Below are 14,024 nucleotides of genomic sequence, written 5' to 3'. Positions count from 1 at the left end.
TTCCCCCGTCGGCGGGGCCGCGCCGTTTCCACGGGCCGGACGACGGGCTCCCACGCCCGCCGACGGGCCGCCGACAGCGGCCCGCTCCCCCTGTCGGTGATCTGTCGGTCGTTTGTCGGTGGCGGGTGGGAGCGTGGCCGCATGACGCGAATCGACAAGAACCCCAGCGACGGCACACGCAACGCCGTCACCGTACGGGGGCTGGTCAAGCACTACGGCGAGACCAAGGCGCTCGACGGTGTCGACCTGGATGTGCGCGAGGGCACCGTCCTCGGCGTGCTGGGTCCCAACGGCGCCGGCAAGACCACCCTGGTCCGCTGCCTGTCCACCCTCATCACCCCCGACGCCGGACAGGCCACGGTCGCCGGTTACGACGTGCTGCGCCAGCCGCGGCAGCTGCGCCGGGTGATAGGGCTGACGGGCCAGTACGCCTCGGTCGACGAGAAGCTCCCGGGCTGGGAGAACCTGTACATGATCGGGCGGCTGCTCGACCTGCCCCGCAAGGAGGCCCGCCGCCGCGCCGACGAGCTCCTGGAGCGCTTCTCGCTCACGGAGGCCGCCAAGCGGCCCGCCGCCACCTACTCCGGCGGTATGCGCCGCCGGCTCGACCTCGCGGCCTCGATGATCGGCAGCCCGGCCGTGCTGTACCTGGACGAGCCGACCACCGGCCTCGACCCGCGCACCCGCAACGAGGTGTGGCAGGAGGTCAAGCGCATGGTCGCCGACGGCGTCACCGTGCTGCTCACCACCCAGTACATGGAGGAGGCCGAGCAGCTCGCCTCCGAGCTGACGGTCATCGACCGCGGCAAGGTCATCGCCAACGGCCGGATCGACGAGCTGAAGGCACGGGTCGGCGGCCGCACGCTGCGGATCCGCCCGGTGGACCCGCTGCAACTGCGCCCGCTGGCCGCCATGTTCGACGACATGGGACTCACCGGCCTCGCCACGACGATCGTGGACGGCGAGACCGGCAGCGTGCTGGTGCCGATCCTCAGCGACGAGCAACTGACCGCCGTGGTCGGCGCCGTCACCGCGCGCGGCATCACCATCGCCTCCATCTCCACCGAACTGCCCAGTCTGGACGAGGTGTTCCTGTCCCTCACCGGCCACAAGGCCAGTGCCCCGCAGGACGAGTCCCCCGTCCGCGCCTACGAGGAGGTCTCCGCGTGAGTGCCAGCCCGTCGCCCGCCGCCACCCTCGCGAAGAGCGGCTCCGACACGCCCCCGCCGCCCGCCCCCGAGGTCCCCCTCGCCGGCGCCGACGGCGACTCCCGGATCTCGCCCCGGGCGCACGCCCGCCACATCGGGGCCCTGGTCCGCCGCAACCTGCTGTGGATCCGCCAGGACCCGGAGTCGATGTTCGACGCCGTGCTGATGCCGGTCGTCTTCACCCTGCTGTTCGTGTACGTCTTCGGCGGCTCCATCGGGCAGTCGCTGGGCGGCGGCCAGCAGCAGTACGTGCAGTACGTGGTGCCCGGACTGATGGCCATGATGGGCATGAACATCGCCACGGCCGTGGGCACCGGCTTCAACCAGGACTTCCAGACCGGAGTCATGGACCGCTTCCGCACCCTGCCGATCGGCCAGGGCTCCGTGCTCTTCGCCAAGATCGTGGTGGAGCTGATGCGGATGCTCGTGGCCACCACGATCCTCATGATCGTCGGTGTCCTGGTCGGCTTCGACATCGAGAACTGGCCGGGCCTGTTCGCGGCCGTCGGACTCGCCACCCTCTTCGGCTCCGCCCTGATGTGGATCTTCCTGGTCCTCGGCGTGACGATGAAGAACGCGCAGTCCGTGCAGGCCATGGGCTTCCTGGTGCTGATGCCGCTGCAGTTCGGCTCGTCCATCTTCTCGCCGACCCAGACCATGCCGGGCTGGCTCCAGGCCTTCACCGACTACAACCCGCTGTCCTCCCTCGCGGACAGCGCGCGCGGTCTGATGGTGGGCGGCCCGGTCGCGCACGACCTGTGGGTGACGCTCGGCTGGACGGCCGCGCTCACGGTGGTCATGGCCCCGATCGCGATCCACAAGTTCCGGACGAAGAGCTGACGTCCGGCCGGGTGCGGGTCCCGGTCCGCGTCACACGAGGGCGGCGGCCTCCTCCAGGGAGAGCCCGCCGCCCTCGCGGTACGCGCTCTCGTACGCCGCGTCGCCGAGCACGGCCCGCACGTCCGCCTCCGCCCGGGCCCGCACCTCGTCCTGCGTCGGGCCCGCGACGTGGCCCGGCGGCAGCAGGGCGTCGGCGGTGCCGATCAGCCGGGCCGCGTCACGGGCGTCCCGCCCGCCGTCGAATCCGGCGAGGGCGATGGCCGCGGTGACCAGGTGGGCGGAGGTCATGTGCGGCGCGATCATCTGCGTCAGCGGGTCCTGGGCCCGCGCCAGGGCCAGCCCGGCCTTCTCGCGGGCGCTCGCGAACTGCCCGTCCATCGCGTCCAGCCAGGCCTCCACACCGAGCACGAACCCGTCGAACACCACGAAGGTGACCGCCGCGAAGTCCGAGCGCAGCAGGCGCATCTGCTCGCGGGCCTCCTCGATCCGGCAGCTGCGGCCGAGCCACATCGCGAGGTAGAGGCGGGAGGCGGGCATCGCCTCGTTGACCGCGCCGTGTCCGTTCGCCAGGACCTCGCGCAGCATCCGCTCGCCCCGCTCGGTCTCCCCCGACTCCACCAGGACACTGCCGAGCCGGGCGCTGAGCACCGCCGACTGCGCGTGGGCGCCGAGCCGTTCGGCGTAGGTGATCGCCTCCGCGTAGTCGGCGGCGGCGAGGGCGTAGGCGCCGCGGCGCTCGTGGGCCTCCCCGCGCGCCGAGAGGGCCTCGGCGGCACCCCAGGCGTCGCCGAGGCGTACGAAGATCTCCAGTGCCTCGTCGGCGTCGCGGGTGGCGTCGCCGGCCCAGTCGGAGCGGTTGGCCAGGATGTTGGCGCGCATCTGCAGGGCGACGGCGAGCTCCCATCCGTAGTCCAGTTCGCGGCAGGTGGTGACCGTGATGTCGGCGACGGCGCGCATGCGCTCGATGTCGCCGGTCAGCAGGACGGCGTAGAACCAGAGGTAGCCGGGGCTGCGGCAGGTCTGCGGCAGGCCCGGCCGGTAGGCCTCGCTGATGGCGCGCAGCTTCTCCTGGGCCTCGGGGGTCTGCCAGGTCTTCAGGTCCATGTCCATGCAGGCGAGGTGGATGAGGTGGACTCCGCGCCGTGCCTCTTCGAGGACCTCGGGCCGCATCGGCGGCGGGGCGGCCGTGCAGCTCTCGTAGAGGGGGGCGATCGGCTCTCGGGGCGACGCGAAGGGGTCGGGGCCGAGCGCCATCACCTCGCGGGACCAGGCGCGGGTCTCGACGCGCTGGTCGCGGGTCTGCCAGTACCAGGCGAGGGAGAGGACCAGGCAGATCGCCTCCTGCTCGTCCCGCTCGGCGACGGCGTGGCGCAGGGCGGTGCGGAGGTTCTCGTACTCGCGCCGCAGCCGTTCGATGGCGGCGAGCTGGCCGGGGCCGCGCAGTTCGGGGTCGGTGGTGCGGGCGAGTTCGCGGTAGTAGGTCAGGTGGGCGCGCGCCGCGGCGGGGCGCCGTCCGGACTCGTCGAGGCGGGCGCCCGCGTACTCGGCGACGGTCTCCAGGAGGCGGTAGCGCATCTCGCCGTCCCCCGAGGGGGCCGCGACGACGAGGGACTTGTCGACGAGGGAGCCGAGCACCTCCAGCGCGGCCGGCCCGCACACGGCCTCGGCGGCGGCGAGGTCGCAGCCGCCGGCGAAGACGGACAGCCGCCGCAGCACCTCCCGCTCCTCCTCGTCGAGGAGGTCCCAGGACCAGTCGACGACGGCGCGCAGGGTCTGCTGGCGGGGCAGGACCGTGCGGCTGCCGGAGGTGAGGAGCCGGAAGCGGTCGTCCAGGCGGTCGGCGATCTGGCGCGGGGTGAGCATCCGCAGCCGGGCGGCGGCCAGTTCGATGGCCAGCGGCAGCCCGTCGAGCCGCCGGCAGATCTCGGCGGCGGCCTCCGGGTCGTCCTCGACGCGGAAGCCGGGCCGCGCCGCCGCCCCGCGATCGGCGAGCAGGCGCAGCGCCACCGGTTCGGGCAGCGGCTCGACGGGGCGCAGCAACTCCCCCGGTACGCCGAGGGGTTCGCGGCTGGTGGCGAGCACGGTCAGCTCGGGGCAGCGCTCCAGCAACTGCTCGACGAGCCGGGCGGCGGCGTCCACGACGTGCTCGCAGTTGTCCAGGATGAGCAGCATGCTGCGTTTCGCGCAGTGTTCGGCGAGCTTGGTGACGGGGTCGTCGTGCCGGTCGGCGACGGCCCGCAGTTCCTCGGCGCCGGCTCCGCGCAGCACGGTCTCGCGGGCGCCGAGCGCGGTGAGCACGGCCTCGGGGACGGCGTCCGGGTCGTCCACGGGCGCCAATTCGGCCAGCCACACCCCGTCGAGCGCGGCGTCCCCGACGGTCTCGGCGGCCTCCTGCGACAGCCGGGTCTTGCCGGCGCCGCCGGGTCCGAGCAGCGTCACGAGCCGGGCCGCGGCGAGGTCCCGGCGGATGGCATCGATGTCGCTCTCCCGGCCCACGAAGGAGGTGAGCCGGGCGCGGAGGTTGCCGGGGTGCGCGGCGGGGGCGGGCCGGGGTGCGGCCCCCGGGCCCGGTACGGCGGCGGCCGCGGTGCCGGCCGGCTCGCCGTGGTGCAGCAACTCCCGGTGCAGGGAGCGCAGTTCGGGGCCGGGGTCGGAGCCGAGGCGGTCCGCGAGGAGGCGGCGTACGGAGTCGTAGGCGGCGAGGGCCTCGGCGGGGCGGCCGACGTCGCGCAGGGCGCGCAGCCGCAGGGCCTGGAGGGGTTCGTCCAGCGGGTGGAGGTCGCACAGGGCGGTGAGTTCGGGCAGGGCCTGCGCGGCGTGGCCGAGGGCGAGGGCGGCGGTGAGGCGGGCGCGGCGCGCGTCCAGGCGCCGGGTCTCCCAGCGGGCCGACTCCGCGGCCCGGTCGGGGAGGTCGGCGAGCGCCGGTCCGTGCCACAGGGCGAGGGCGTCGTCCAGGACCGCGGCGGCCTTGGCGGGGTCGCCGTCGGCCAGCGCCCGGTCGCCCTCGCCGGTGAGCCGCTCGAAGCGGTGCAGGTCCACGTCGTCGGGGGCGGCGGCGAGGCGGTAGCCGCCGTCCGCCGAGGCGACGGCGTCCGGTCCGAGGGCCCGGCGCAGCCGGCCGACCAGGGCCTGGAGCGCGCCCGTCGCGTCGGCGGGCGGGTCGCCGTCCCACACCTCGTCGACGAGGTGGGCGGCCGGAACGGTCCGTCCGGGCCGCAGGGCGAGCACCGTCAGCAGCGCACGCAGCCGCGCTCCGCCGACCGGTACGGGGGTGCCGTCGGGGCGGAGGGCCTGCGTGGTGCCGAGGACGCGGTAGCGCACGAGGTCCATTGTCTCCGGTGCCGTGGTGGGTGTGTGCCCGGTGCCGTCGGGGAGGTCCGCGCCGCCGGGATCGTGCCGGGTGGGGGTGTGCCGGGAGGGCCGGCCGGCCGGAGCCGTACGGTCCGGGCCGTCCACGCGGGCGGTGTGCCGCTTCGCGTGCGCCGTCTCTCGTACCTCTGCCTGCGGTGTCCCCATCCCCCCACCTTCTCCGGAACCGGCGGGGGATGGCGAGACGTTTTCCTACCGGGCCCGGTACGGTCGGGCGGACCGAGGGGCACGAGACGCCCCGCCGCAGAATGGGGAGTTCCATGACCACCGCCGCCTCCCGTCGCAGCGACCGGACGGTGAGCCCCGTCTTCCTCGGGATCCTGGCCGTCACCGCGGTCACCGGCTGGGCCACCTGGACCGGTTTCGCCGAGCAGCCCGGCGTGGCCGTGTTCCTCTTCGTGACGGCCGCCTGGATCGTCTCGCTCTGCCTGCACGAGTACGCGCACGCCCGCACCGCCCTGCACGGCGGCGACATCTCCGTCGGCGCCAAGGGCTATCTGACCCTGAACCCGCTGAAGTACACGCACGCCCTGCTGAGCATCGTCCTGCCGGTGATCTTCGTGATCATGGGCGGGATCGGTCTGCCGGGCGGCGCGGTCTTCATCGAGCGCAACCGCATCCGGGGCCGCTGGAAGCACAGCCTGATCTCGGCGGCGGGCCCGCTCACGAACGTGCTGTTCGCCCTGGTGTGCACGGCGCCGTTCTGGCTGGACGCCCTGGACGGGGTGCCGCCCGGGTTCCAGTACGCGCTGGCGTTCCTGGCGCTGCTCCAGGTGACGGCGGCGATCCTGAACTTCCTGCCGGTCCCGGGCCTGGACGGCTACGGGGTGATCGAGCCGTGGCTGTCGTACAACGTCCGGCGCCAGGTGGAGCCGCTGGCGCCGTTCGGGCTGCTCATCGTGTTCGCCGTGCTGTGGATCCCGTCGGTGAACGTGGTGTTCTTCGACGCGATCCACGCGGTGCTGCGCGGGCTGGGCGTCGACGACCTCCAGCGCTACTGCGGCCAGGACCTGTACCGCTTCTGGCGGGGCACCGACGAGCTCTGCGTCCGCTAGGAGGCGGTGGGGCCGGTGGGGCCGGTGGACGCGGCGGAGCCGTCCCGCAGGCGGGCGCGGCGGGCGTAGTACCAGGTCATGTTGGACGAGAGACCGGCGAGCAGCACCCACACGATCCCCAGCAGGCTGCCCTGGACGAAGGAGACCACGGCCGCGGTGACGGACAGGACGCAGACGACGAGGGCGTACAGGGCGAGGCGGGGCATGGGGGTCGGCTCCTGACAGACGGACGTGGTGTGACGGCATCCAGTGTCCCCCATGCCCGGGCGCCCGCTACACGTCGGTCAGCCGCAGGCCCGCATGGGCCTTGTAGCGCCGGTTCACCGAGATCAGGTTCGCGACCAGGGACTCGACCTGGTGGGCGTTGCGCAGCCGCCCGGCGAAGATCCCGCGCATCCCGGGGATGCGTCCGGCGAGGGCCTGCACGATCTCCACGTCCGCCCGCTCCTCGCCGAGGACCATCACGTCGGTGTCGATCTCCTCGACCTCGGGGTCCTGGAGGAGCACCGCGGAGAGGTGGTGGAAGGCGGCCGTGACCCGGGAGTCGGGCAGCAGGGCGGCGGCCTGCTCGGCGGCGCTGCCCTCCTCCGGCTTCAGGGCGTACGCGCCCTTCTTGTCGAAGCCGAGCGGGTTGACGCAGTCGACGACGAGCTTGCCGGCCAGTTCCGCGCGCAGGGCCTTCAGCGTCTCGCCGTGGCCGTCCCACGGCACCGCCACGATCACGATGTCGCTGCGCCGCGCGCACTCGGCGTTGTCGGCGCCCTCGACGCCGTGCCCCAGTTCCTCTGCGGCACCGCGGGCGCGGTCCGCGGCCCGGGAGCCGATGATCACCTTCTGGCCGGCCCGGGCGAGCCGCAGGGCGAGGCCCTTGCCCTGCGGTCCGGTGCCGCCGAGCACGCCGACGACGAGCCCGGAGACGTCGGGCAGGTCGAAGGGGTCCTTGGCGGGGGCCTTCTGGGCACTGGCGGTGGAGGCATTGTCGGTAGAGGTCATGAGCCGACTTTACGTGCGCCGATCACGCCCTCGCCGCTCAGGTGAGTGCGGTCAGCGGGATCCGGCGGAAGGTGATCGTCTCGTACGCGCCGAAGTCGCCGGTCTCGTAGAGGAGTCCGACGGTGTCCGCGTCGACGCGGACGAGGTCGGAGTACGCGGCGGGCAGTCCGTCGACCGTGTGGACGGGCCGCCAGGTGGTGCCGCCGTCGGCGGAGGCGCGCAGGGTCATCAATGCGCGGAAGCCGGGGTCGGCCGGGCCTGAGTAGAGGAGCAGGTCGGGGTCGCGGAGCTGGAGGAGGCTGCCCTGGACGACGGGGGTGACGAGGCCGGCCTGCGGGCGGAAGGGCTTCTCCAGGGTCCTGCCGCCGTCGAGGGAGTGGGCGTCGGCGCGGTTGCCCGGGGACGGGGAGTCGTTGCGGGTGTTGAAGTAGACGCGTCCTTCGGGGAGTTCGGCCGCCGTCGTCTCGTTCGCGTTGACGTAGCCGTCGGTGTTCTCGTCGACGTAGCCGAGGTACCAGGTCTGCCCGCGGTCGTCGCTGAGCAGGCAGTGCCCGCTGTTGTAGCGGGCCTCGGTGCCGTTGTCCCGGCCGGTGGGCGGCACGGTGTGGTTGCCGGGGACGACGACGCGGCCGGTGGAGAGCTGGAGGGCGTGCCCGGGGGTGGTCGCGTACCAGCGCCAGCCCGCCTTCTTGACCTGGGCGGTGATCTCCCGGGGCGCGGACCAGGTCACCCCGTCGTCGTCGCTGTGCTGCACCCAGACGCGGCGTCCGTCGGCGGCCTTCACCTTGCCGCGCAGCAGGGCGTCCTCGCTCGCGCCGGCCGCGCTGCGGACGTGGACGAGCAGGACGCGGCCGGTGTCGAGGACGACGGGGGCGGGGTTGCCCGCGAGATCGTCGCCGTTCGCAGCGGCGACCTGGAGCGGGCCCCAGGTGCGGCCGCCGTCGGCGGACCGCTTCAGCACGATGTCGATGTTCCCGTGGTCGCGTGCGGAGCCGGCCCTGCCCTCGCAGAAGGCGAGGAGGGTGCCGGCGCCGGTGGCGACGACGGCGGGGATCCGGAAACTCGCGTACCCCTCGCGGCCGGCGCGGAAGGGGATGCTTGCCTCGGTCATGGGCGGCTCCTGGGTCGGGCTCCTCGGGTGAGCAGCGGTCGTAGCCCTTGCCCGTTCCGGGCGAATTCGCGGTGAACTCGGCCTGACGAGCAGGCGTTTGGGGCAGGATGCGTGCACATGGACGCCGTACGGGTCGCGTTGCTGCGGGAAGTGCTCGCCGGGACCGAGTGGCTGGGGGCCACCCGGCGGTTCGCCGGTGCGCTGCGGGGGTCGGTCGTGTCGCACGGCGGCGGGCTGCTGCTGGTGGGGACGGCCGACTACGAGCCCTGGCACCTGGCCGCGCACCTGGTGGACGAGGCGGCCTGGTCGGGGACGCCGGAGCTGTCGCCGACGCTGGTCCGGCACGGGGCGCGGGCCTCGGACCCGGCGCATCTCGCGGTCGGGCTCGGCCGGATCGAGGCGGCCCGGCGGGGCGAGACGCTGCTCGTGGTGTCCCCGGACGCACCGGGGGCGCCGCTGCTGGAGCGGGTCTCGGACGCGCGGCGGGCGGGGGCGACGGTGCTCGCGCTCGACGAGGGCGACGGCGATCTGCGCTCGATGGCCCACGAGTCGCTCTCCGTCCCGGCGGGGCAGGAGCTCGACCTCGACACGGTCCAACACCTCGTCAGCGCGGCCGCCGGGGAGAACTCGCTGCCGGTGCGCCGGGGCCGGCGCCGCTTCCGCGACCGGCTGTCGCGGCTGGCCGACCAGCTGACCTCGCCCCCGCCGGCGCGCTGGTAAGACACCGGGCGGGCACAAAACCGGTTGCCCGGGGCGGACCCCGGCGCCGAGCATGGCCCGTTGTGACCGACGACGCCCCCGCCCCGCCCTCCGCCGCTCCCCCGGGATGGCGCGCGGTGCTCCCCGACCTCGCGCCCTGGCGGACCTCCGCCGACTTCCGCCGGCTGTGGCTGGCGGGGCTGATCACGAACTTCGGGAGTTTCCTGACGCTGGTCGCCCTGCCGGTGCAGATGAAGGCGCTCACCGGCTCGGTGGTCGCGGTGGGGGCCATCGGCGCCGTCGAACTCGTCCCGATGATCGTCTTCGGGCTGTACGGCGGGGCGCTCGCCGACGCCCTGGACAAGCGCGCGCTGATCGTCCGCACGGAGGCCGGCCAGGCTCTGCTGTGCGCGGGGCTCCTCGTCAACGCGCTGCTGCCGCGGCCCGCGGTGTGGCCGCTGTACGCGGTCGCCGCGCTCTCCTCGGCGCTCGGCGCGATCCAGCGCCCGGCCCTGGACTCGCTCGTCCCGCGGATCGTCCCGCACGAGCACCTGCCGGCCGCCGCCTCGCTCAACTCGCTGCGCTGGACGGTCGGCGGGGTCGCGGGCCCGGCGCTGGCGGGCGTGGTGGTGGCGTACGCGGGGCTGGGCTGGGCGTACGCAGTGGACCTGCTGACGTTCGCCGTGTCAGTGGCGCTGGTCCTCGGGCTCGCCGCCTCGCCCGCCGCCCACGAGGCCGCGAAGCCGTCGCTGCGCTCGATCGCGGAGGGGGCGCGGTACGCGTGGAGCCGCAAGGAGCTGCTCGGCACCTACGCCGTCGACCTCGCCGCGATGTTCTTCGCGATGCCGCTCGCCCTGCTGCCGTTCCTCGCCGACGAGCTGGACGCCGAGTGGTCCCTGGGCCTGATGTACGCGGCGCTGCCCGCCGGCGCGCTGCTCGTGACGCTGACCAGCGGATGGACCTCCCGTGTGCACCGGCACGGGCGGATGGTGGTCCTCGCGGCCGCCTGCTGGGGGCTCGCGATGGTGGCGGCGGGCGCCGTGCACGACGTGTGGCTGGTGCTGCTGTGCCTCGTCCTCGGCGGCGGCTTCGACATGGTCAGCGGGATCTTCCGGGCGGCGATGTGGAACCAGACGATCCCGGACGAGCTGCGGGGCCGGCTGGCCGGGATCGAGCTGCTGTCCTACTCCGCCGGGCCGCAGCTGGGGCAGGTCCGCGCGGGCGGCATGGCGGCGTGGACGAGCGTCCGGACGTCGATCTGGGCGGGCGGCGCGATCTGTGTGGGCGCGGTGGGGCTCCTGGCACTGTGCCTGCCGAAGCTGATGACGTACGACGTGCGGACGAACGAGCACGCGGTGCGGCTGCGCGACCGGCGCGACAGCGGGGCGGTCGCGGGCGCCGGCTCCTCCTGACGCCGCGGGACGCTCCGGGGCCCGGCCGCGCACGGACGGCCGCCTCGGGCCCGACCGCAGTCGCGGTCGGGCCCGAGGTGGCGTACGGCGTGCGTCCCCGTCAGCCCTCGTCCGTCCCCCGGGCCGTGGAGTCGTGCCACTTGGGGTCGTTCTCCCATTCGAGGTTCCGCTCCCGGGCGGTCTCCATGGCCTGTTCGGCCTCCCTGCGGGAGGCGTAGGGGCCGAACCGGTCCTTGGCGGGGCACTCGGGGCCCTCCTCGACCTTCTTGTGCTCCAGGCAGTAGTACCACTCGCCGGGCTTGCCGACGGTCCGCTTCTTGAACAGGGCCATGACCAGCTCCTTTCGCCAGGGACATGTTCCCCCATGACCGCTGGTTAGACTCGCTGGCATGTCTGGCCAGTCGCTGCTCGTACCAGGGGAGCTCTCTCCCACCCGTTCCGTCCCCGGAAACATCAGGCGTCCCGAGTACGTGGGCAAGCCCGCCCCGACGCCGTACACCGGCCCGGAGGTGCAGACTCCGGAGACCGTCGAGGCGATGCGGATCGCCGGGCGCATCGCGGCGCGGGCGATGGCGGAGGCCGCCAAGCTGATCGCCCCGGGCGTCACGACGGACGAGCTGGACCGGGTCGCGCACGAGTACATGTGCGACCACGGCGCCTACCCGTCGACGCTCGGCTACCGCGGTTTCCCCAAGTCGCTGTGCACCTCCGTCAACGAGGTCATCTGCCACGGCATCCCGGACAGCACCGTCCTGCGCGACGGCGACATCGTCAACCTCGACGTGACGGCGTACATCGGCGGGGTGCACGGGGACAACAACGCCACCTACCTGGTCGGCGACGTCGACGAGGAGAGCAGGCTGCTCGTCGAGCGCACCCGTGAGTCGCTCGACCGCGCGATCAAGGCGGTCAGGCCCGGCCGCCAGATCAACATCATCGGGCGGGTCATCGAGTCGTACGCCAAGCGCTTCGGGTACGGGGTGGTCCGGGACTTCACCGGCCACGGCATCAACTCGTCGTTCCACTCCGGGCTGATCGTCCCGCACTACGACAGCCCGCACGCGACGACCGTGATCCAGCCCGGGATGACGTTCACCATCGAGCCCATGCTGACGCTCGGCACGCACGACTACGACATGTGGGACGACGGCTGGACGGTCGTGACGAAGGACCGTAAGCGAACGGCCCAGTTCGAGCACACCCTGGTCGTCACCGACAGCGGGGCCGAGATCCTCACGCTGCCGTAGTCCCCGCCGCGAGTCCGCAGGTCAAGGGCCCGTCCTGTCCGCAGGGCGGGCCCTTCGCGCTGCCGGCGGGTGGACCGGGCCCGACCGGGGTACGGTTTTACCGACAGGATGTCGGGAAGCCATTGACTTAGGTAAGCCTAACCCGCGAAGATGCGAGCGCCCTCGCCCCCGGCCCCGGAGGTCCCCATGAACGCGTCGGCCACGACGGGCCCGGCGGACACCGCCTTCTCGTCGCTGATCCGCACCGCCTCGCACGAGCAGCACACCGAGGCGGAGACCTCGTCCTTCATGGGCGACCTGCTCGGCGGCAGGCTCGGCGTCGACGCGTACGCGCGCTACACCGAGCAGCTGTGGTTCGTGTACGAGGCGCTGGAGGCGGAGGCCGGGCGGCTGGAGTCCGACCCGGTGGCCGGCCCCTTCGTGCGGCCGGAGCTGCTGCGCCGCCCCGCCCTGGAGCGCGACCTCGCCCATCTCCGGGGTCCCGGCTGGCGGGCGACGCTCGGGGCGCTGCCGGAGACGCGGGCGTACGCGGCGCGGGTCGCGGAGTGCGCCCGGCGGTGGCCCGGCGGCTACGTGGCGCACCACTACACCCGCTACCTGGGCGACCTCTCCGGCGGCCAGATCATCCGCGGCAAGGCGGAGCGGACCTGGGGCTTCGCGCGCAAGGGCGACGGCGTCCGGTTCTACGTGTTCGAGGACATCACCAACCCGGCCGCGTTCAAGCGGGGTTACCGGGAGCTGCTGGACGCGCTCCCGGTGGACGACCTGGAGAAGCAGCGGATCGTCGCCGAGTGCCGACGGGCGTTCGCGATGAACACGGCAGTCTTCCGCGCCCTGGGCGAGGAGTTCCCGCTCTCGGCGTGAGCCCGCGCGCCCGGACGTGAGCCCGCGGGGCGCGGACGGGCGCCAGCGGAAGCGAAGCCGTCCGGCGCCGTCGGCGCGAGCCTTGCGGCGCCGTCGGCGGGGGTCCCTAGGACGCCGTCCGCGGGGGCTCCTTGTAGTGCTGTCGGCGCGAGCACAGCGGCGTGATCCGTTCGGCGCGAGGTTGCGCGACTCCGTCCGCAGCCGCCCGGCGCCGCCCGTAGAAGCCGCGTGGCGCCGCCGGCGGGAGCCTTGCGACGCCGCCGGCGGGAGCCTTATGGCACCCCCGGCGCGAGCACAGCCGCGTGATCCTTCGGCGGGAGCCGCCTGGCGCCGCCGGGGTGGTGGGCGTGTGGCGTCGTCAGGGGCGCAGCAGGCGTACGCGGCCGCCGACCTCGACCCAGCCTCCGGGCTGCGGGGCGGTGAGGATCTGCGAGCCGGCGCCCTGGACGATGTTCAGGGCGCGGCCGAGCCGGGCGGTGAGCAGGAGGGCCGCGGCGCCCGTGGCCTCGTCCTCCCGGATGCCGTCGTCGCGGCCGGGGAAGGCGCGGGCGCGGACCCGGCCGGCGGCCTCCTCCTCCCAGGCCCAGGCGTAGATCCACTCGCCGGGCGGCGGGACGGGCAGCGCGTCGACCTCCGCGGCCGAGGCGTACTGCCGCAGCGTGCGCGGCGGGACCCACTCCGGACGGGCCTCGATCCAGCTGAACTCGCCGTCGAGGCGGGTGCCCACCACCCCGGCGGGCGTGACCAGTTCGGGCACGTCGAGGAGCCAGGCCGTACCGACGCAGGGGTGCCCGGCGAAGGGGAGGCGCAGGCCGGGCGTGTAGATGTCGATGACGCCGCGTTCCGGGTCGTCGACGAACACGGTCTCGCTGAAGCCGAGTTCGGCGGCGAGGGCCTGCCGCTTGCCGCGGTCCGGCAGCAGCGATCCCTCGCGGACGACGCCCAGTTGGTTGCCGTGTCCGCCGCCGGGTCCGCAGAAGACGCGCAGTACGTCGTAATCAGTCACCCGCGCATTCAAACACCCCCGGTACGGCAGGTTCATGCCGTACGGATCGCGTACGCGGGGCCGCGCACCCCGTCCGCACGTCCGTGCGCGCGCCGGGGGAAGGCCGCGAATGCCCGGGTCCGCTGGGGCGGAACCCAAGAGCCCTTGACCCTTGCTTGACCATTCCATGGGGTCTGCTTTTGGCCACCGTGATCCGGCCGTGTCCATGAGCTTCCTGTGA

At 73.8% G+C, this 14,024-nt stretch carries 13 protein-coding genes; 7 read left to right on the top strand and 6 right to left on the bottom strand.

Annotated features, from left to right (window positions below; all coding sequences use genetic code 11):
• Positions 1 to 141: 141 nt before the first annotated feature.
• Positions 142 to 1,170, top strand: a complete 1,029-nt coding sequence (locus ACZ4VA_RS03720; protein WP_356167457.1) for an ATP-binding cassette domain-containing protein — start codon at positions 142 to 144, stop codon at positions 1,168 to 1,170.
• Between the two features lie 104 nt (positions 1,171 to 1,274).
• Positions 1,275 to 2,048, top strand: coding sequence for an ABC transporter permease (locus ACZ4VA_RS03715; RefSeq protein ID WP_355780464.1), 774 nt, complete (start codon positions 1,275 to 1,277; stop codon positions 2,046 to 2,048).
• Positions 2,049 to 2,078: 30 nt separating this feature from the next.
• On the opposite strand, the gene ACZ4VA_RS03710 is transcribed toward ACZ4VA_RS03715, so the two are convergent.
• On the bottom strand, positions 2,079 to 5,378 hold the full coding sequence (locus ACZ4VA_RS03710) for an AfsR/SARP family transcriptional regulator (protein WP_468079640.1): 3,300 nt from the start codon (positions 5,376 to 5,378) through the stop codon (positions 2,079 to 2,081).
• 299 nt (positions 5,379 to 5,677) lie between these two features.
• Here ACZ4VA_RS03710 and ACZ4VA_RS03705 point away from each other — a divergent pair, with 299 nt between their 5' ends.
• Positions 5,678 to 6,472 carry a site-2 protease family protein gene (locus ACZ4VA_RS03705; protein ID WP_355790945.1) on the top strand — a complete coding sequence of 265 codons (795 nt, stop codon included), beginning with the start codon at positions 5,678 to 5,680 and terminating at the stop codon, positions 6,470 to 6,472.
• On the opposite strand, the gene ACZ4VA_RS03700 is transcribed toward ACZ4VA_RS03705, so the two are convergent.
• The 3 genes from ACZ4VA_RS03700 to ACZ4VA_RS03690 are packed head-to-tail and all read right to left on the bottom strand — an operon-like array spanning position 6,469 to position 8,576.
• Positions 6,469 to 6,732 (bottom strand): hypothetical protein, encoded by a 264-nt coding sequence (locus ACZ4VA_RS03700; protein ID WP_355790943.1) that lies wholly within the window; start codon positions 6,730 to 6,732, stop codon positions 6,469 to 6,471. The two genes, ACZ4VA_RS03705 and ACZ4VA_RS03700, sit on opposite strands and share 4 nt — an antisense overlap.
• Positions 6,733 to 6,745: 13 nt before the next feature.
• Entirely contained in the window at positions 6,746 to 7,465 is a 720-nt protein-coding gene (gene npdG, locus ACZ4VA_RS03695) for an NADPH-dependent F420 reductase (RefSeq protein WP_355790940.1), read from the bottom strand.
• A gap of 37 nt (positions 7,466 to 7,502) precedes the next feature.
• Positions 7,503 to 8,576, bottom strand: coding sequence for a sialidase family protein (locus tag ACZ4VA_RS03690; protein WP_356241848.1), 1,074 nt, complete (start codon positions 8,574 to 8,576; stop codon positions 7,503 to 7,505).
• 117 nt (positions 8,577 to 8,693) lie between these two features.
• Here ACZ4VA_RS03690 and ACZ4VA_RS03685 point away from each other — a divergent pair, with 117 nt between their 5' ends.
• Together ACZ4VA_RS03685 and ACZ4VA_RS03680 are read left to right on the top strand one after the other, a co-directional pair.
• Complete coding sequence (locus tag ACZ4VA_RS03685) at positions 8,694 to 9,296, top strand: hypothetical protein (RefSeq protein WP_355795782.1); 603 nt, start codon at positions 8,694 to 8,696, stop codon at positions 9,294 to 9,296.
• A gap of 62 nt (positions 9,297 to 9,358) precedes the next feature.
• Positions 9,359 to 10,687 carry an MFS transporter gene (locus tag ACZ4VA_RS03680; RefSeq protein ID WP_356167467.1) on the top strand — a complete coding sequence of 443 codons (1,329 nt, stop codon included), beginning with the start codon at positions 9,359 to 9,361 and terminating at the stop codon, positions 10,685 to 10,687.
• A 100-nt stretch (positions 10,688 to 10,787) separates the two neighbouring features.
• Here the strand turns inward: ACZ4VA_RS03680 and ACZ4VA_RS03675 are convergent, their stop codons facing one another.
• The gene (locus ACZ4VA_RS03675) at positions 10,788 to 11,018 is read right to left on the bottom strand and encodes a hypothetical protein (RefSeq protein WP_356167470.1); all 231 of its coding nucleotides are present in this window, start codon (positions 11,016 to 11,018) and stop codon (positions 10,788 to 10,790) included.
• Between the two features lie 58 nt (positions 11,019 to 11,076).
• Here ACZ4VA_RS03675 and map point away from each other — a divergent pair, with 58 nt between their 5' ends.
• Positions 11,077 to 11,934: a type I methionyl aminopeptidase gene (gene map / locus ACZ4VA_RS03670; protein WP_356167473.1), complete on the top strand. Its 858-nt coding sequence runs from the start codon at positions 11,077 to 11,079 to the stop codon at positions 11,932 to 11,934.
• Positions 11,935 to 12,120: 186 nt separating this feature from the next.
• Positions 12,121 to 12,798 (top strand): biliverdin-producing heme oxygenase, encoded by a 678-nt coding sequence (locus ACZ4VA_RS03665; RefSeq protein WP_356167476.1) that lies wholly within the window; start codon positions 12,121 to 12,123, stop codon positions 12,796 to 12,798.
• A 358-nt stretch (positions 12,799 to 13,156) separates the two neighbouring features.
• Here the strand turns inward: ACZ4VA_RS03665 and ACZ4VA_RS03660 are convergent, their stop codons facing one another.
• Positions 13,157 to 13,804 (bottom strand): PhzF family phenazine biosynthesis protein, encoded by a 648-nt coding sequence (locus tag ACZ4VA_RS03660; protein ID WP_356167479.1) that lies wholly within the window; start codon positions 13,802 to 13,804, stop codon positions 13,157 to 13,159.
• Between the last annotated feature and the right edge of the window lie 220 nt (positions 13,805 to 14,024).

It is taken from the genome of Streptomyces sp. NPDC028308 (assembly GCF_055565855.1).
Note: the sequence above shows the minus strand (reverse complement) of the source record. Positions and strands in the feature narration are given on the sequence as shown.